The following is an 18,476-nucleotide window of genomic DNA, read 5'->3' on the forward strand; positions in this document are numbered from 1 at the left end:
GCAACAACCCGGCGGAGTAATCCTTGCGGGAAGATGAACGTTGCGACGCAACATGGCAAGGATGTGCAACGGCTCGTCCCGATGTTGCCTCGTTCGGCCGTTAAGGTAAAAGAAGCGTGCACTCTCGTCGGCATCCATCATGACCCTTGCACAACGTGCTGCATTTCTTGCCGAATTGCCCGTGTCGCTGGCCATGCGACAGGACCGGCTCGCCCGTGCCGCCGCCATCGTGGAGGGACAGGCGGAGGCCTTGTGCCACGCGCTGGTCGCCGATGGCCGCCACCCCGACGTCACCGCCGCGCTGCATGCCGATGTCGCGCCCGCCCTCGCCACGCTGCGGGATGCCGCACGCTCGGTCGGCGACTGGATGCGGCCCGCGCGTGCCGGCGGCTGGCTCGGCCGGATGACGCGCGGCGACGACTATATCGCCTATCAGCCTTTGGGGGTGGTCGGCCTCGCCGCGTCGCATACGCTGCCGCTCAGCCGCACCACGGGCCTGCTCGCCGGTGCGCTGGCGGCGGGCAACCGCGTCGTGATCCGGTTCGACCCGGCCACGCCGCATCTGGCGCAACGGGTCGCGACCGCGGTCGCAACCGCCTTCGACCCGGCCGAACTGACGATCGCCGCCGGTGCCGATGCCTTTGCCGCGATGCGCTTCGACAGACTGGTGGTCAGCAGCCCGGCGAGTCGGCACGGTCATGGCGCCGGGCATGACGGCGCCGACGCCGTCACCATCCACCGGTCGGGCAAGACGCCGGTGATCCTCGGCCGCTCCACCGACTTCGCCCGCGCGGCCGAGCGGATCGTCGCGGCCAAGCTGGTCCGGGCCGGCCGCGTGCCGCTCACCCCCGATTACCTGCTCGTGCCGGCGGAACAGGAGGAGATGGTCGGCAACTGGCTGTTCCGGGCCGCCGCCCACCTGTTCCCGCGCATCGGCGACCAGGCCGGCGACAGCCGGCTCACCCCTGCGGAAACCGCCCGCATCGATGCGCTGCTGGCGGATGCCCGCGCCCGCGGCGGCGACGTGCTGACCGTGCCCGCCCCCCGCGCGGGCCGCGCGCCGCTCCACATCGTCCGCCATGCCAGCGACGACATGGCGATCCTGCGCGAAGAGATTGCCGGCCCCGTCCTGCCGATGCGCAACTATGCCCCGATCGACGAGGCGATCGCCGAGACGCAAAGGCGCCAGCCGCTCGCCATCTGCTATTTCGGCCGCGACGCCGCCGAGCGGCAGCAGGTGCTCGCGCGCACCATATCGTCGGCGATCGCGATCAACGGCCCCGCCCTGCCCGGCCGCGTCGCTGCCGCCGTCGGCCTGACGCTGGCGGGCGAGCATGGCGAGGCGGCATTCCGCCGGATGAGCCAGACCCGCCGCGTCTGCCGCCCGCCGCTTCTGGATATCGCGCGCGCGCGCGAGGATATGGGGTTCGGGGGTCAGCCCGCCCTGCCCTGATCCATCCACGGCTCGGCGCAAGCCACTGGCATCGCACGGCTATGCCATGATGAGGCGCCAGTCATGCCCGATCCGGTCCTTCGCCGCAGCTCCGGCCCCCGCATCATGGCGGACGGCGAACCCGTTTATATCGTCCGCTCCGGCCAGCGGTTCGTCGGCACCCATGCCAGCGATGTCGGCAACGGCCTGTTCGTCTTTCGCGATCCCGTCAGCAATGTCCGGATCGAGGATATCGCGGTCACCGGCGGCTACCGCGTCATCGAAAACGGCGCCATCAGCCGCGATGCGCGTGCCGATTGCGTCGGCCTCCACGTCCGCGGCGCCCGCGCCACCGGCCTGACGCGCAGCTTCGCGCGGATCCGTTACAACAGCCATCACGGCGTGTTCGAGGATGTGCACGCCAGCGGCATCCGCACCACCGGCGCGCACGACCTGCCCGTCGGCATCGCGTTCATGGGCGAAGCGCATGATTTCCGGCTCGAACGCTGCACGATGCGCGGCTTTTGCTGGCAGCGTGGCGAGAAGCGCTACTGGAACGGCGACGGCTTTTCGTCGGAACGGGGCAATGCCCGGCTGATCTTCCGCAAATGCGCCGCCTGGGACAATAGCGATGGCGGCTTCGACCTGAAATCGACCGAAACCCTGCTCGACGACTGCGTCAGCGGGCGCAACGCGCGCAACTACCGGCTGTGGTCCAGCATCCATGCCACCCGGCTGACCAGCATCGAACCGCGTAAGACCGGCGGCATCGGCGACACCGTCCACTTCATGCTGATGGGCGCCAAGTCGCCCGGTGCCGAGCCGCCGGTGATCCGTATCGACCATCTGGTGGTGCGCAGCACGACGGGGTACCCCATTTTCGACGTGCATGACGGACCGGTCCGCCTCGTCATCGGCACGCATGATATTCAGGTGCCAAAGGGTACGCCACTGGTCCGTCGTCAGGGTAAAGCCGGTGTCGCCGGTGGCATTCAATTTGCCGGTGCGCCGCCTCGCCTTTGAATTACCTGAAGATTATTCTTCCGGGCGCGCTTTGCACACAGTTCAACGCCGGCATCTTGCTGCGATGCAGCGCAGCGGCGCAGCATGGCCGTGTCAGACGAGGACATGGCATGAAGAGCGGTTGCCGCGCGCCGATCCGGCCCGGTGTCCACGTCAGTCATCTCCCCGTTTCCGACGCTGGTTTCCCGCCCGTGCCCCCGCGCCCTTGGCGCTCGGGCACGGCGCAATCATGAAGAGGGTGGAACATGCGAAAGCTACGCAAGGCGGTCTTCCCGATCGGCGGAATGGGAACGCGCTTCCTGCCTGCGACCAAGTCGATGCCCAAGGAGATGCTGCCCGTCGTCGATCGCCCGCTGATCCAATATGCGGTGGACGAGGCGCGCGAGGCGGGGATCGAACAGTTCATCTTCGTCACCAGCCGCGGCAAGGGGATGATCGAGGATCATTTCGACCATGCCTTCGAGCTTGAGGAAACGATGAGCCGCCGCGGCAAGTCGCTTGGCGTGCTGGACGATACCCGCATCTCGCCCGGCGACATCACCGTCATCCGGCAACAGGAACCGCTCGGCCTCGGCCACGCCGTCTGGTGCGCCCGCCGTGTCGTCGGCGACGAGCCGTTCGCGGTGCTGCTCCCCGACGATCTCATGGTCGGTCGCCCCGGCTGCCTGAAGCAGATGGTGGAGGCGTATAACGAACGCGGCGGCAACCTGATCTGCACCGAGGAGGTCGCACCCCAGGATACCGCCAAATACGGCATCGTCACGCCGGGCGAGCGCTTCGGCGCGGTGACCGAGGTGAAGGGGCTGGTCGAAAAGCCCGCCCCTGCCGATGCGCCCTCCAATCTCGGCGTCATCGGCCGCTACATCCTCCAGCCCGAGGTCATGGATATCCTCGCCGGCCAGGAAGAGGGTGCGGGCGGCGAGATCCAGCTGACCGACGCGCTCGCCCGCCTGATCGGGCAACAGGCATTTCACGGCGTCACCTTTCGCGGCACGCGCTATGATTGCGGCGACAAGGCCGGTTTCGTGACCGCGACGATCGCGCTGGCGCTCCAGCGGCCGGATATCGCGCCTGCGGTCCGCGCCTTCATGGCGACGGCGGCGTAAGGCCCCATGGACGCGATGGTCCGCCGGCCCCAGGGTCCCCGCCACGACGCCCCCGATCCGCAGGTGGATCGGGCCGCGCTGATCGACCTGCATCGCATCTTCGGCATCATCCGGCGCCGCTGGATGGTGATCGCAGCCTCGGTGCTGGCGGCCATCGTCCTTGCCACCGCCGCCTATCTGACGGCGGAGCCGCGCTACACCGCCACCGCGCAGGTGGCGCTGGATCGCAGCCGTGAAAAGGTCATCAACGTCGATGCGATCACCCCCACGGTCGATCCCGACTCGGCGGCGGTGGATACCGAGGTGCAGATCCTGCGCTCGCCCGAGCTGATCGGCCGCGTCGTCGACCGGCTGCATCTCGAACGCGACCCCAATTTCAACAAGGCGCTGGAGGATCAGCCCGCGCCCCCCGCCGGCCAGCCCGACCTGATCGGCCGCCAGCGCGCGATCGGCACCATCCTCGGCAACCTGCTGGTGAAGCGGGACGGCCTGTCCTACGCGATCAGCGTCACCTTCGAGGGGGACGAGGCGATCCAGACCGCCAAGGTGACGAACGCGATCATCGAGGAATATGTCGCCGGCCAGACCGGGGTGAAGACCCAGGCCACCGCCCGCGCCCGCACCTTCCTCGAACAGCGGCTCCAGCAACTGCGCGTCCAGGTGCTCGGCGCCGAACGCGCGGTCGCCGACTACCGCGCCTCGCACAACCTGTTCGCCCTCTCCAGCGCCAGCACGGTGACGCAGGAGGAGATGTCCAACCTGTCCACCCAACTCGCCCAGGCACAGGCCGAGAACGCCGCCGCCCAGGCGCGCCTGTCCACCGCGCGCGCGCAACTGGCGCGCGGCCGCAGCGGCGAGGAACTGGGCGAGTCGCTCGATTCGCCCGTGGTCAGTGCCCTTCGCTCGCAACGCGCCCAGGCCGCGCGCGAGGTCGCCGCGCTGGAAAAGCGTTATGGCCCGATCCATCCCGAACTGGTGCGGGCGCGCGGCGAACTCGCCTCCACCGACGAACAGATCAAGGCGGAGGTCGGCCGCGTCGTCGCCAACGTCTCGAACCAGGCAACGATCGCGGCACAGCGCGCCGCCTCGCTGTCCGGATCGATCGCCGCGGCGCGCGGCCGCCTGGCCGGCGACAACGAAGCCTCGGTCCGGCTGAACGAGCTGGAGCGCAACGCCGAATCCGCCCGCACGCTTTACCAGGCCTTTCTCGACCGGTATCGCCAGACGGTGGCGCAGGCAGGCCTCGAACGCTCCGACTCCTATGTGGTCAGCAAGGCGCGCGTTCCCGGTGGGCCCAGCAGCCCCAAGGCGCTGATGTATGCCGCCATGGCGATCGTCGGCGGCCTCGGTGTCGCCGCCCTGCTCGTTCTTCTCCTGCAACTGCTCGAACGCGGGCTGGAAACCGGCGAGGCGGTCGAACGGACGCTGGGCCTGCCCACGCTCGCCTCCATCCCCGATGCGCGCACGCTGCCCGCCTATCGCAAGGGCGGCCTGCCCGCGCCGCCGGCGGAATTGCTGCTGAAACGCCCGCAATCGGTCTTTGCCGAGGCGTTCCGGACGCTGCGCACCTCGATCCAGTTCGCGCAGTCCGGCTCGCCGATGCGCGTCGTCGCGATCACCTCCTCGGTGCCGGGCGAGGGCAAGACGACCACCGCCATGGCGCTCGCCCGCGCGGCCGCCAGTGCCGGCGCACGCGTCCTCCTCATCGACTGCGACGCCCGCCGCCGCGCCTTCAGCCGCGAATTCGCCGAGCGGGTCGAGGTCGGGCTGGACGAGGTGATCGACGGCAATGCCACGCTGGATCAGGCGATCATCAAGGATGCGCTGACCAACGCCGACCTGCTGCCGCAGCGCCCGAACGCCGATGGCATCAGCCTGTCGGACACCACCCGCTTCGCGGACCTGCTCGAACACTTGCGCGAACGCTACGACCTCATCCTGCTCGACACGCCCCCCGTCCTGCCGGTCGACGAGGCCCGCGTCCTGGCCAGCATGGCCGATGGCGTCGTCTTCCTCGTCCGCTGGCGCAATACCCCCGCCAAGGCCGCCGGCATCGCGCTGCGCCAACTCCACGACGTCCAGGCCAACGTCCTGGGCGTCGCCATGACCCTGATCGACATGCGCGACCACGCCCGCTCCGGCTTCGGCGACGCCAGCTACTATCTGCGCGAATACAGCAGCTATTATGCGGGGTAGGCACGAAAAAGCCCCTCCCCTTCAGGGGAGGGGTTGGGGTGGGGCGCCCCCCCAAACGCTGCGCCTGCGGACAGGCCCCACCCCCAACCCCTCCCCTGAAGGGGAGGGGCGGTACAAATGAACGCCACCCTCTCCAGCTACGGCCCCGCCTTCGGCCTCGGCGTCCTCGTCCCCGTCACGCTGCTGCTCATCGTGCCGCTGGTCATGGCGATCCGCAACACGGCCAGCGTGCCGGGCAAGTTCGTCATCATCGCGCTCTGGCTCCGCTACATCGCGGGCGCCTATCACATCTACATGTTCAAGCGGCTCGGCGCCGGGCTGTCGGGCAATGCGCTCCTGTCGATCGGCGTCACCGCGATCGGGCTCGCCTTCATCGTCCGCCCCGCCAATCTCGCCATCCGGCAATTGCTGCCGATCTATCTCATCATCGCCGTCGCGATGGTCAGCGCGGTGCTCAACCACGATCCCGCCGGCGGCATCAACACCGCGGTCAAATACGCCTATCTGATCGTCATCGCGGTTGCCGTGTTCCAGGCGCTGCGCCTCGATCCGGAGGGGCGCTTCATCGGCTGGGCGCTGGTCGCCTTCCTGCCGCTGCTCGTCTTCCAGGCGCTGTCAGTGGTGCTGCATCTGCCCAAGGGGTCGGAAACCGGCGACGGTCTGGTCTGGATCGGCGGCTATAACCACGAAGGCGCCTTCTCGGTCGCACTGGTGGCGGGCTTCACCGTCGGCTGCTTCGCCCGCTCGGTCCGCCCCGCCATCCGCATCGCCTTCCTCTTTGTCACCCTGATCGGCATCCAGCTCGCCGGATACCGCACCTCGATCCTCGCCCTCGCCCCGCTCGCCGCCGCCACCTTCTTCATGGGCATGACGGTCAGCGTCCGGCGCGAACAGCGCGCCTTCATGGCGACGAGCGCACTCGTCGGCGGCACCGTCGTCCTGTCCCTCGCCGCCATCCTCTATGCCGACAAGTTCGCCGACCTCGTCACCTTCCTCTCCCACCCCGGCCAGCTCATCAAACCCCCCCGCGAATTCGACTATGCCGATCGCCAGGTCATGTCGGCCCGCCCGCTGATCTGGAGCAGCTATCTGTACGCGTGGAAGGAGGGCGGCGCCGTCCAGACACTGGTCGGCTTCGGCCCGGAAAGCTGGGAAGGGCTGTTCAAGGTCTATCCGCACAACACGCTGGTCGGCACGCTCTACGAACTCGGCCTGTTCGGGGTCGCCGCGATGGTGCTGCTGTGGATCGTCATGGCCGCCGCCGCCTTTCGCGCCGCGGGTGAGCGCATCAAGCTGGTCGCCGCGCACTTCGCCTTCTTCCTCCTCAACATGGCGACCATGCCCTTCTGGCAGGTGGAGGGGCTGGGCCTTTACGGTTTCCTGTGCGGCTACACGATCTTCCAGGCCCGGGCCGCGGCCGCACGCCCGCGGTGGCGCCGCCCGCTACCCATGGCCCATCGATCCGAAATGGGTGCGTCTCTGGTCCGATAGAACCGGAACAACGCGCTCTATTATCTTGGATTTCACCTCTTGCGCCTAGCGATGCGGGCAGGAGGAACCATGTCCGAGCCGATCACCAGCTTTACGGAAAAACTCGCCGCCTTCGGCTATACGCCGGGCAGCTACCGCGCCTTTCCGGCGGTCCGCAAGATCGTCGCGCGCCACGCCCCCGCCGCGCTGCGCCGCCTGTATGACCATATCCGCGCAACGCCCAGGGCAGCCGCCTTTTTCGGCTCGCCCGCCGCGATGGACCATGCCCGCGACAAGCAGCTCGACCACTGGCTCACCCTCTTCTCCGGCCCACTGGACGACCAGTACCGCATCCGCGCCGAACGCATCGGCAGCGTCCACGCCCGCATCGGCCTGTCCCCCACCTGGTACATCAGCGGCTATGCCCGCATCCTCGAAGACATCCTGCCCAGGATCCTGCGCCGCGGCATGCTCAATCCGCTTGCCGCGTCGCGCACCGCGACCACGCTGGTGAAGGCGTCGCTGCTCGACATGGACGTCGCCCTGTCCGCCTATTTCCAGGCCGAGGAAGCCCGGCGCGAGGCGGTGATCGCACAGGTCGGCCGCGTGCTGGAACGGCTGGCGGGCGGCGATTTCACCGCCACGCTGGATGACCTGCCCCCCGGCTACGAAGCGCTCGCCGCCGATTTCGAATCGATGCGCACCCGCTTTTCCGCAACGCTCGGCCAGGTCGCGGATGCCGCCGCCCGCATCAACACCGGCTCCTCCGGGGTCAGCGGCGCATCCGACACGCTGTCCCAGCGCACCGAGCAACAGGCCGCCAGCCTGGAGGAAACCGCCGCGGCGATGGACCAGATCACCAGCACCGTCCGCCGCACCGCCGAGGACGCCGCGCGCGCCAACGGCGCGGTCGGCCAGGCCCGCGGTGAGGCACAGACCAGCGGCACGATCGTGCGCGAGGCGATGGCCGCGATGGACGGCATCGCCCGCGCCTCGACCGAGATCGTCGACATCATCGCGGTGATCGACGGCATCGCCTTTCAGACCAATCTGCTCGCGCTCAACGCCGGAGTCGAGGCGGCACGCGCCGGAGAGGCCGGCCGCGGCTTTGCGGTGGTGGCATCGGAGGTGCGCGCGCTGGCACAACGCTCGGCCGACGCGGCCAAGGACGTAAAGGCACGGATCACCGGCGCCTCGGCACAGGTGCGTGTCGGCGTCGACCGGGTCAACAGCACCGGCGAGGCGCTGGAGCGCATCATCGCGCATATCGCCGATGTCGACGCGCTGGTCGCCCAGATCACCGAGGCGGCGGGACAACAGGCGCAGGGACTGGCCCAGGTGAACACCGCGGTGGCGGAGATGGACGGCGTCACCCAGCAGAATGCGGCGATGGTCGAACACGCCGCCGCCGCCCGCGATCTCGCCGCCGAAGCCGACGCACTGGCCCGCGAGGTCGCCCGCTTCCAGCTTGGTCAGGCGGCGACTCCGCCTGTGCCGAGGCGTGCAGAGCCGATCAGACTGGTCGCGACGCGCTGACGCGGAATGCCATCAACTGTCCCTCTATCCGTTCGTCTCGAGTAGTCGTCGAGTAGCAGCAAAGCTGCGTATCGAGACGGCGTATCGAGAGACCCTCGCCACAAGCAGGCACCTCTCGATACAGGCTCTCGACAAGCTCGATCCTTACTCGAGGCGAACGGACGGGGTGGATGTGGATCAGGGTTGAAGCGTTGCGTGTCATACCCAGCCCACCACCTCCGCTCGTGCCGAAGCACCCGGCCCAACCATCCCATTAGGCGACAACGCCGCGAGCCCGCCCCCAAACGAAAATGGGGAGCCCCGAAGGACTCCCCATCGACCGCGCGGCGGCTCAGCGTCTTGGAAGCGGGAGGCCCGCCCGCGCGGAACAGCTCAGTTGCTGTCCGAGTCGTCGTCGCTGTCGGCAACGATCACGATGCCGGCAACGACCGCAGCAGCGGCGAGCACGGCAACGATCACGCCACCACCGGCGAGCTCGTTCTTCTTGGCAGCCGGAGCAGCGGCGCGAGCCGACTTGGCAACCGACAGGCTGGCGGCCGAGTTGGCCGGAGCGGCTGCAACCGGAGCCGCGACGAGCACGGTTGCGGCAGCAGCGGTAAGGATCTTACCGAACATGATTAGAACTCCCAAAATGCGAGTGTCGCTCATGACCTGAATCAAGTCGGAAGTCCAGCCTCTTTACTGTTGCGAATGTTACGAACGCTTGCGCCACGCGGCTTCCAGCCACATCAGCATGCTGCCCACCGATACCAATGCCACCGCCATGATCGTTTCCTGCACGCCCATGACGCCTCCTCGAACAATCCCTTATGTTGCACCGCAACATGGGTGCATTCAAGTAGTGGCCCGGCGGAAAGCGCATAATTGCTCCGTTTCGGCTTCGAAGGGCAGACATGCGCCACGATTGCATAGCCGTGATAATCACTCGCATTAGCCTTGCATTGCACCATGCCGCGGCTTAGGCAGGCGGCGTGGATCAGCTTCGCCTTTCCCCTTCGGCCGCTCCCCAGCCGGCCGCTCCCCAGCCGGCGGCCCGCGCGTCCCGCCCGGCGAAGCGCAAATGGCGCGGCTGGTGGCTCAAACAGCTTCATACCTGGCACTGGATCAGCGCTGCCGTGTCGCTGGTTGCGATGCTGTTGTTCGCGATCACCGGCATCACGCTCAACCATGCCGCCTCGATCGCGGCGACGCCGGTGGTCACCACCCGGAATGCACCGCTGCCGCCGCTGATCGTGCGCGCGCTGGCGGTGCCGCCCCCGGCCCCGGATGCGCCGCTCCCCACAAAGGTCGCTGCTGCCGCCAAGCGCGCGGTCGGCCTCGATCCCGCCGGCCACGCCGCCGAATGGTCGGATGCGGAGGTCTATGTCGCCCTCCCCCGCCCCGGCGGCGACGCCTGGCTGTCGATCGACCGCGCCAGCGGCCGGATCACGGCGGAGATCACCGATCGCGGCTGGATCTCCTACCTCAACGACCTGCACAAGGGGCGCAACGCGGGCACCGCCTGGTTCTGGTTCATCGATGTCTTTGCCGTTGCCTGCATCCTGTTCACGCTGACCGGGCTGCTGCTGCTTCAGCTCCATGCCCGCCACCGGCCGTCCACCTGGCCGCTGGTCGCCGCCGGGCTGATCGTGCCGGCACTTCTCGCCATCCTGTTCATTCACTGAGGGGGTTTATCCATGCGTCCATCGCCGCTTCTGCTCGGCATCGGCATGGTCGCCGCGCCGGCCACCGCCGGTACGGTTACCGTCACCATTCCGCGCCTGAACGTCGCCGAATATCACAAGCCCTATGTCGCGGTCTGGCTGGAGCCGGCCGCCGGCGGCCCCGCGCGCACGGTGGCGCTATGGTATGACGTGAAGAAGGGCGGCAACGAGCCCGGCACCAAATGGCTCGCCGACCTGCGGTCCTGGTGGCGCAAGGGCGGGCGCAGCATGGCGATGCCCGCGAACGGCGTCAGCGGTGCCACCCGCGCCCCCGGCCAGTATCGCATCCCGCTGCCCGCCGATCTGAAGCCCGGCCAATATGTCCTGAACGTCGAGGCCGCGCGCGAAACCGGCGGCCGCGAACTGGTCAGCATCCCCGTCACCGTACCGAACGGCACCGCGCAGAAAAGCGGCACGTCCGAACTCGGCACCGTTGCCCTCTCCGCCCGCTAAAGGAGTTTCCCATGAAGCGCTTCCTGCTTGTCGCCACCGCGCTCCTGTCTATCCCCGCCGCCGTGTCCGCGCATCGCGGCTGGCTGCTCCCGTCGGGCACCATCTTCTCGGGCACCGACAGTTGGGTGACGGTCGATGCGGCGGTGTCGAACGACCTGTTCTTCTTCGATCACCAGCCGATGCGGCTCGATGCGATGAAGGTCTGGCAACCGGACGGCACCCCCGGCCAGCTTCAGAACGGCGCCACCGGCCGCTACCGCTCGGTCTTCGACGTGAAGCTGGACAAGCCCGGCACCTGGAAGATCGGCAGCGAGAACAATGCCGTCATGGGCAGCTTCAAGGTGAATGGCGAGGAAAAGCGCATCGGCCGCCGCGGCCCGCCCCGCCCCGACATGCCGCCGCCGCTGACCGTCGCCGACATTCCGGCGAACGCGACGGACGTGAAGGTGACGGAGATCGTCAACCGCAACGAGATCTTCGTCACCGCCGGGGCACCCACCACGACCGTGTTCAAGCCGACGGGCAAGGGTCTGGAACTGTCCCCCGTCACCCACCCGGACGAGCTGGTCGCGGGCGAGCCCGCGAAGTTCCGCTTCCTCGTCGACGGCAAGCCGGCCGCCAACCTCAAGGTCACCGTCATTCCCGGCGGCAAGCGCTACCGCGACTCCGAAAACGCGATGGACCTGACCACCGATGCGCAAGGGTTGCTGACCGTGACCTGGCCGGCCGCGGGCATGTACTGGCTGAACGCCACCGCGACCGACAACAACACCACCACGCCGCGCGCCACCGAGCGTCGGCTGGGCTATGTCACCACGCTGGAAGTGATGGCACCGTAAGGCGCGGATGGGGCAGGGCGACGGTCGACATGCGCATCGCCCTCCCCACCCGTATCGACCCCGCCGCCTTCGCCACGCGTGACGCATCCGCACCGATCGTCACGCTGGAGGGCCCGACCATGGGCACCCGCTGGCGCGTCCTCTACGCCGGTCGTGCCGACCCCGCCCCGATCGCCGCGGCGATCACGCAGACGCTGGCGCGCATCGTTGCGGAAATGAGCCACTGGGACGCGGACTCGGTCCTGTCCCGCTTCAACCGCGCGCCCGCCGGCCACTGGATCGACCTGCCCCCCGACTTCGCCCATGTCATCGCCGCCGCCCTGCGCATCGCCGGGTCGAGCGACGGCGCCTTCGACCCCGCCATCGGCCACTTGGTCAACGCCCATGGCCACGGCCCCACCCGGGCGTCCGGCTCCTGCAACGGCTGGCACCACCTCGCCTGGGACGCCGCCGCCCGCCGCCTCCGCCAGCCCGGCGGCCTCGCGCTCGACCTGTCCGGCATCGCCAAGGGCCACGCCGTCGACGCGCTCGCAAACGTCCTGCGCCGCTGCCAGATCGGCCATGCCCTTGTCGAAATCGGCGGCGAACTCCGCGGCACCGGCATCCGCCCCGATGGCGACCCCTGGTGGGTCGATCTCGAAAACCCGCCCGGCGCCCCCCTTGCCCCCTTGCGCATCGCACTCCACGATCTGGCGGTCGCCACCTCGGGCACCTACATCCGTGGCGACCATAATCTCGACCCCCGCACCGGCCGCCCGGCCGCGCACGGCGTCGCCGCCGCCAGCGTGATCCACCCCAGCGCAATGGAGGCGGATGCGTTCGCCACCGCGCTGACCGTGCTGGGCCCGGACGCAGGCGCCGCCTTTGCCATCCGCCACGCGCTTGCCGCGCGGTTGGTGATGCGGCGGCGCGGGACATGGGACGAATGGCTGAGCCCCGCGTTGCTCGCGATGCTCGAACCGTAGGAACAGGAGACGTTCGCATGACCCGCTATGCCCGCACCGAAGAGGCGATCGCCCGGCTGACCCCCGAGGAATTCTACGTCACCCAGCAGAGCGGCACCGAACGCCCCGGCACCGGCGCGCTGCTGGGCAACAAGAAGCCCGGCATCTATGTCGATGTGGTGTCCGGCGAACCGCTCTTCGCCTCGTCGGACAAATATGAGTCCGGCTGCGGCTGGCCCAGCTTCACCAGGCCGATCGAGCCCGCCCATGTCACCGAACTGCACGACCGCAGCCACGGCATGGTCCGCACCGAGGTCCGCTCGGCGCATGGCGACAGCCATCTCGGCCATGTCTTCCCCGACGGCCCGCGCGACCGGGGCGGCCTGCGCTACTGCATCAACTCCGCCGCGCTGCGCTTCGTGCCCCGCGAGGAGATGGAGGCGCAAGGGTATGGCGACTATCTGGATCAGGTCGAAGACCTGGACTGACCCGCCCTTGCCAATGGACAAGCTCCCCCCACCCGTGCAGGCTGTGCACGGGTGGGAAAATGGGAGACAAGTCCATGATCGGAGAGGATTTTAATCGGCGCACCGCGCTCAATCTGATGGGCCTCGGCCTGGCGGGCGCGGCATCCGGCGCCCTGGCCCAGGCCCCCGGTCGCAAGCTCGGTTACGCCATTGTCGGCCTTGGCGGCTATGCCACGCGCCAGATCATGCCGCAGTTCAGGAATTGCCGGTCCTCGCGCCTCGTCGCCCTGGTCAGCGGTACGCCGGAAAAGCTCGCCCGCTACGGCGACGAATACGGCATCCCCAAGACGCACCGCTACAGCTACGCGAACTACGATCGCATCCGCGACAATCCCGATATCGACATCGTCTATGTCGTCCTGCCCAACAACATGCATGCCGAATACTCGATCCGCGCCAGCCAGGCGGGCAAGCACGTCATGTGCGAAAAGCCGATGGCGGTCAGCGCCGCCGAGTGTGAGGCAATGATCGCCGCCGCCAAACGCGCCAACCGCAAGCTGATGATCGGCTACCGCTCCCGGTTCGAGCCGCACAACGTTCTTGCGATCCAGCTGGCCAGGCAGGCGCATGTCGGGCGCACCCGCATCGTCACCGCCGAACACGGCTTCAACGCCCAGCCGAACCAATGGCGGCTGGACAAGGCGCTGGCGGGCGGCGGGTCGCTGATGGATATCGGCATCTACAGCCTGAACGCCGCGCGCTACCTCACCGGCGAGGAACCCGTATCGGTAACCGCGGTCGAATCCACCGACAAGAGCGATCCACGCTTCCGCACCGTGGAGGATCAGATCAACTTCATGCTGCGCTTCCCCTCCGGCGCGATCGCCGATTGCGTGTCCAGCTACAGCTCGAACCATAATCGCTACCGCGTCGTCGGCACCGATGGCTGGATCGACCTGGAACCCGCCACCTCCTACGAGGGGCAGCGCATGCGCATCCGCAAGGACGGCAAGGAAGCGGTGCGCGACGTGCCCCCCGGCCCGGTCAATCAATTCGTCGGTCAGCTCGATCACCTGTCCGAATGCGCGCTGACCGGCCGCCAGCCGATCGTCGCGGGCGAGGAAGGCCTGGCCGACCTCCGCCTGATCGAGGCGATCTACCGCTCCGCCCGCGAAGGCCGCCAGATCAAGCTGGCGTGATGCCAGACGTCCTCTCTCCCCGAGGGGGGAGAGGGCTTCGAGCGCCCGTAACACCCCCGTCACGAATCCATCACCGACCCGTCACCAAATTGGCGCGCCCCTGTAACATCGCTCCCCCAAAGCCCTCCTTCAGCGACCGGCGCCCCATGCGCCGGCACTCACGATCAAGCGCCCAGGGGGGACATCATGAACGCCGCCACGCCCGGTATCCGCATGTTTGCGGGTGCCTCGCTTCTCGCCATCACCCTGGCCGCCGCACCGGCTCAGGCCGCGCCGGATGCAACGCCCGTCGCCGCCGCCGCGCCCGTCGCTGGCCCCACCATCTCGGGCCGTGTCTATGACGCCGCCGGCGTCGCCCTGCCCGGCGCGCGCATCGTCGTGGAGGGCACCGGGATCGAAGCGACGACCAGCCTGCAGGGGGAATTCACCGTCTCCGTGCCCGCCGAGGGCGACGTGACGCTGCTGATCGATTATCTCGGCCGCCCCCGCCAGACGCGCCTTATCACCCCCGCCGATCGCGGCGCCCGGGTCGAGATCACGCTGCCCGCCGCCGGCACCGCTGATAACGAGATCGTCGTCGTCGGCGCCTCGCTGCTCGACAACACCGCCCGCGCGCTCAACCAGCAGCGTCAGGCCGACAACACCGTCACCATCATCTCGGCGGACGCGATCGGCCGCTTCCCCGATCCCAACATCGCCGAGGCGCTGCAACGCGCCCCCGGCGTCGGCATCGAGCGCGATCAGGGCGAGGGCCGCTACATCAACGTCCGCGGCGCGCCCAGCGAATGGTCGGCCATCTCGGTGGACGGCGTGCAGATCGCCTCGGTCGATCCCAGCACCCGTGCGGTCGATCTCGACACCCTGCCCTCCGACATCGTCGCCAATCTCGAAGTGTCCAAGTCGCTGCTCCCCGATCAGGAAGCGGACTCGATCGCCGGCGCGGTCAACATCACCACCCGTTCGCCCTTCGATCGCCGCGGCTTCGCGCTCACCGGCATGGCCGGCGCCAGCTACAACCAGTTCGGCAAGGGCAGCGACTACCGCGCCTCCGGATCGGTCAGCGACCGGTTCGGCGCGGACAAGCAGTTCGGCGTGCTCGTCTCGGGCAGCTATTCGCGCACCCATCGCCGCCCCGACAATGTCGAGAATGGCTGGGACTATGTCGGCGACCTGCTGCGCGTCACCGAGACGCTGTTCAAGGATTACGACACCAAGCGCGAGCGGATCGCCGGCACCGGCGCGTTCGAATGGCGCCCGTCCGACGCCACCCGCCTGTGGGTTCGCGGCTCCTATGCCCGGTTCAAGGATGACGAGTTTCGCGATCGCCTGGGCATCATCTGGACCGATGGCACGCTCCAGCCCGGCTCGACCGACACCGCCGCCACCTTCACCAACACGCGCCTGACCAAGCAGGTACGCCACCGCGTGCAGGTGAACGAGATCTGGTCGGTCACCACCGGCGGCGAACAGCGGCTGGGCGACGGCACCTTCCGCTTCGACGCGGCCTATACCGAGTCCGCCCAAACCTATCCGCGCCGTGACGAGCTGCTGTTCCGCTCGTCGCTGCGTCCGCGGCTTTCCTATGATTTCGGCAACAATGCCGACCTGCCGAGCTATTCGCTGTTCACCTCGAACGAGCATCTGCAAACCGACCGCTACAGCTTCTACGAGAACACCTACCGGTCGAACACGACGAAGAACGACCAGTTCAGCGCCTCGGCCCGCTTCGACCTGCCGGTACCGATGGGCGACGGCGTCGCGACGCTCAGCACCGGCGGCAAGTACCGCGAACGCAACATCAGTGCCGACGAGGAACGCTTCCGCGACCGCCGCGCCACGGCCGCCCCGACCGAGACGCTGACCGGCCTCCTGTCCGACGAGGAATCGCGCAACTTCGACTATGTGCTGGGCAACCGCATCGATACCGGCGCCGCCGACGCCTATTTCGACCGGACCAAGGCCGCCTCGCAGCGTCGCCTGCCCGACTCGATCGCGGCCGACTACCGCGCCAATGAAAAGATCATGGGCGTGTTCGGCATGGGCAAGTTCGAATTCGGCCCGACCACGCTGATCGCCGGCCTGCGCGTCGAGACCACCGATTTTCGCGCAACGACGCCGGCCAGCGCCGCGATCGGCAAGAACGGCTATACCGACTTCTTCCCGAACCTGACGCTGCGCCAGGCTTTTACCCCCAACGTCATCGGCCGCCTCGCGCTCACCCGCGCGATCAACCGCCCGAACTTCCCGGAGATCGCGCCCCGCCTCCTCAACGAGACGGAGGGGAACACCGTGCGTGTCGAGGCCGGCAACCCGAACCTGCGCCCGGTCCTCGCCAACAATATCGATGCCGGCCTCGAATATTACATCCGCCCGCTCGGCATCATCGCGGTCAACGGCTTCTACAAGGACCTGACCGACTATCGCTACACCGTCACCCGCCGCGGCCCGTTCGGCGATGCCCCCAGCGCGTTCATCACCACCCCGGAAAACGCGCCCGACGGCCATCTCTACGGCGTCGAGGTCAACTGGCAGCAGCAGCTCGCCTTCCTCCCCGGCGTCCTCGGCGGCTTCGGCATCTTCGCCAACTACACCTATACCCAGGGCGAGGCGGAACTGGCGCAGGCCTATGCCGGGCGCCGCGTCTTCCGCTTGCCGGGCCAGTCCAAACACATGTGGAACGCCTCGCTCTTTTACGAGCGCGGCCCCGTCAACCTGCGCGTCGCCTACACCAAGCGTTCGGACTATCTGGACGAGATCAACGCCGACGCCCCCGAACTCGACCTCTATTGGGAGGGTCGTGGCCAGCTCGACGCGACGGGCAGCATCCAGCTCAACGAGGCGCTGAACCTGTTCGTGGAGGGCAAGAACCTGACCAACTCGCCCGGCGTGCGCTATTACGGCAATCGCCAGCGCGTCTATGAATATGAGAAGTTCGGTTACACGATCTTCGGCGGCGTGCGGGTGAAGCTGTGAGGGCGCTGCTGCTCGCCGGGCTGCTTGCCGGCTGCGCCACCGTGCCGCCGGCCAGCGATGTCGCTCCGAACGTTCCCGCCACCGCGGAAACCGATCCGGTCGATACCGCCGCCGACGCCGCCGACGACCCCGCCATCTGGCGCAACGCCGCCGATCCGGCGAAAAGCCTGGTCATCGGCACCGACAAGAAGGCGGGTATCCACGTCTACGACATGAAGGGCAAACGCCTGTCCTTCACCCCCGCCGCGCGCCTCAACAATGTCGATCTGCGCGACCTGGGGGGCCGCGTCGTCGTCGCCGCCAGCGACCGGGCGGACGTGGCGACCGCGCATGTGTCGCTGTTCCTGCTCGACACCGCCGCCGCCCGCCTGCAACCGCTGGGCCGCTATCCGGTGGGCGCCGGCGAAGCCTACGGCATGTGCCTGTGGACGCGGGCCAGCGACAAGGCGCTGTTCGGCTTCGTCGTCCTGAAGGATGGCCGCATCGACCAGGTCGCGATCGACACCGCCGGCGCCACCCCCCAGGTAAAAACGGTGCGCAGCATGAAGGTCGCCACCCAGGCGGAGGGTTGCGTCGTCGACGACCGCACCGGCCTTCTCTACGTCGCGGAGGAGGATGTCGGGCTGTGGCGCTTTGCCGCCGATCCGGCGGCCCCCGTCACCGGCACGCCCATCGCGCAGGTCGATGGCAGGACGCTGTTCGCCGATGCCGAGGGGCTGGCGCTGGCACCGCAGGGGCGCAACGGCGGCTATCTCGTCGCCTCCAGCCAGGGCGACAACGCCTATACGCTCTACCGCCTGCCGGGCGTCACCTATGCCGGCCGCTTCCGCATCGACGGCGGCGCCATAGACGGCACCAGCGAGACCGACGGCATCGAACTCGCGCTCGGCGACTTCGGACCCGACTATCCCCGCGGCCTGTTCGTGGCACAGGACGGCGACAACGCGCCAGACACACAGAACTTCAAATATGTCAGCTGGGAAAAGATACTGAAGGCATTGGGACTGTAGCCTCCCGCCCTCACCCGTCCGCGGCTTCGCCGCTCCCTCCAGCATCGGGTCGGTCATGCCCCCGGCATGACCTGAACAGTGCGGGGCACTGTTCACCCGATGCTCCCGCCGGGGGAGGGAAAGGG

General features: G+C 68.3%; 15 protein-coding genes. 14 read left to right on the top strand and 1 reads right to left on the bottom strand.

The annotated features are described in order from the left end of the window. The first annotated feature begins 139 nt into the window (after positions 1-139). The 6 genes from GQR91_RS03425 to GQR91_RS03450 all read left to right on the top strand — a co-directional run bounded on the left by GQR91_RS03425 (position 140) and on the right by GQR91_RS03450 (position 8,763). Positions 140-1,453 carry an aldehyde dehydrogenase family protein gene (locus tag GQR91_RS03425; protein ID WP_149681176.1) on the top strand — a complete coding sequence of 438 codons (1,314 nt, stop codon included), beginning with the start codon at positions 140-142 and terminating at the stop codon, positions 1,451-1,453. A 63-nt stretch (positions 1,454-1,516) separates the two neighbouring features. Beyond that, entirely contained in the window at positions 1,517-2,455 is a 939-nt protein-coding gene (locus tag GQR91_RS03430; RefSeq protein ID WP_149681177.1) for a hypothetical protein, read from the top strand. Between the two features lie 245 nt (positions 2,456-2,700). Further along, complete coding sequence (locus tag GQR91_RS03435; protein ID WP_112381486.1) at positions 2,701-3,561, top strand: UTP--glucose-1-phosphate uridylyltransferase; 861 nt, start codon at positions 2,701-2,703, stop codon at positions 3,559-3,561. Positions 3,562-3,576: 15 nt separating this feature from the next. After that, positions 3,577-5,757 carry a GumC family protein gene (locus GQR91_RS03440; protein WP_160146728.1) on the top strand — a complete coding sequence of 727 codons (2,181 nt, stop codon included), beginning with the start codon at positions 3,577-3,579 and terminating at the stop codon, positions 5,755-5,757. A 117-nt stretch (positions 5,758-5,874) separates the two neighbouring features. Beyond that, positions 5,875-7,248, top strand: coding sequence for a hypothetical protein (locus GQR91_RS03445; RefSeq protein WP_149681179.1), 1,374 nt, complete (start codon positions 5,875-5,877; stop codon positions 7,246-7,248). A 69-nt stretch (positions 7,249-7,317) separates the two neighbouring features. Beyond that, positions 7,318-8,763 carry a globin-coupled sensor protein gene (locus GQR91_RS03450; RefSeq protein ID WP_211368561.1) on the top strand — a complete coding sequence of 482 codons (1,446 nt, stop codon included), beginning with the start codon at positions 7,318-7,320 and terminating at the stop codon, positions 8,761-8,763. A 372-nt stretch (positions 8,764-9,135) separates the two neighbouring features. On the opposite strand, the gene GQR91_RS03455 is transcribed toward GQR91_RS03450, so the two are convergent. Beyond that, the gene (locus tag GQR91_RS03455; RefSeq protein ID WP_112381793.1) at positions 9,136-9,378 is read right to left on the bottom strand and encodes a hypothetical protein; all 243 of its coding nucleotides are present in this window, start codon (positions 9,376-9,378) and stop codon (positions 9,136-9,138) included. A 356-nt stretch (positions 9,379-9,734) separates the two neighbouring features. Here GQR91_RS03455 and GQR91_RS03460 point away from each other — a divergent pair, with 356 nt between their 5' ends. The 8 genes from GQR91_RS03460 to GQR91_RS03495 all read left to right on the top strand — a co-directional run bounded on the left by GQR91_RS03460 (position 9,735) and on the right by GQR91_RS03495 (position 18,351). Further along, entirely contained in the window at positions 9,735-10,427 is a 693-nt protein-coding gene (locus GQR91_RS03460; protein WP_149681181.1) for a PepSY-associated TM helix domain-containing protein, read from the top strand. Between the two features lie 12 nt (positions 10,428-10,439). After that, complete coding sequence (locus GQR91_RS03465; RefSeq protein ID WP_112381491.1) at positions 10,440-10,919, top strand: DUF2271 domain-containing protein; 480 nt, start codon at positions 10,440-10,442, stop codon at positions 10,917-10,919. 11 nt (positions 10,920-10,930) lie between these two features. Then, entirely contained in the window at positions 10,931-11,758 is an 828-nt protein-coding gene (locus GQR91_RS03470; RefSeq protein ID WP_149681182.1) for a DUF4198 domain-containing protein, read from the top strand. Between the two features lie 29 nt (positions 11,759-11,787). Continuing rightward, entirely contained in the window at positions 11,788-12,723 is a 936-nt protein-coding gene (locus GQR91_RS03475) for an FAD:protein FMN transferase (protein WP_235903853.1), read from the top strand. A gap of 17 nt (positions 12,724-12,740) precedes the next feature. Then, a complete protein-coding gene (msrB, locus tag GQR91_RS03480; RefSeq protein ID WP_149681183.1) occupies positions 12,741-13,190 on the top strand; it encodes a peptide-methionine (R)-S-oxide reductase MsrB in 450 nt (149 codons plus the stop codon). A 116-nt stretch (positions 13,191-13,306) separates the two neighbouring features. Next, the gene (locus GQR91_RS03485) at positions 13,307-14,368 is read left to right on the top strand and encodes a Gfo/Idh/MocA family protein (protein WP_375781592.1); all 1,062 of its coding nucleotides are present in this window, start codon (positions 13,307-13,309) and stop codon (positions 14,366-14,368) included. A gap of 186 nt (positions 14,369-14,554) precedes the next feature. Further along, positions 14,555-17,341, top strand: coding sequence for a TonB-dependent receptor (locus tag GQR91_RS03490; protein ID WP_211368562.1), 2,787 nt, complete (start codon positions 14,555-14,557; stop codon positions 17,339-17,341). After that, positions 17,338-18,351, top strand: coding sequence for a phytase (locus GQR91_RS03495; protein WP_149681184.1), 1,014 nt, complete (start codon positions 17,338-17,340; stop codon positions 18,349-18,351). Before GQR91_RS03490 ends, GQR91_RS03495 begins: the two co-directional genes overlap by 4 nt. Positions 18,352-18,476: the final 125 nt, after the last annotated feature.

It is taken from the genome of Sphingomonas carotinifaciens, assembly GCF_009789535.1.
Taxonomy (GTDB): domain Bacteria; phylum Pseudomonadota; class Alphaproteobacteria; order Sphingomonadales; family Sphingomonadaceae; genus Sphingomonas; species Sphingomonas carotinifaciens.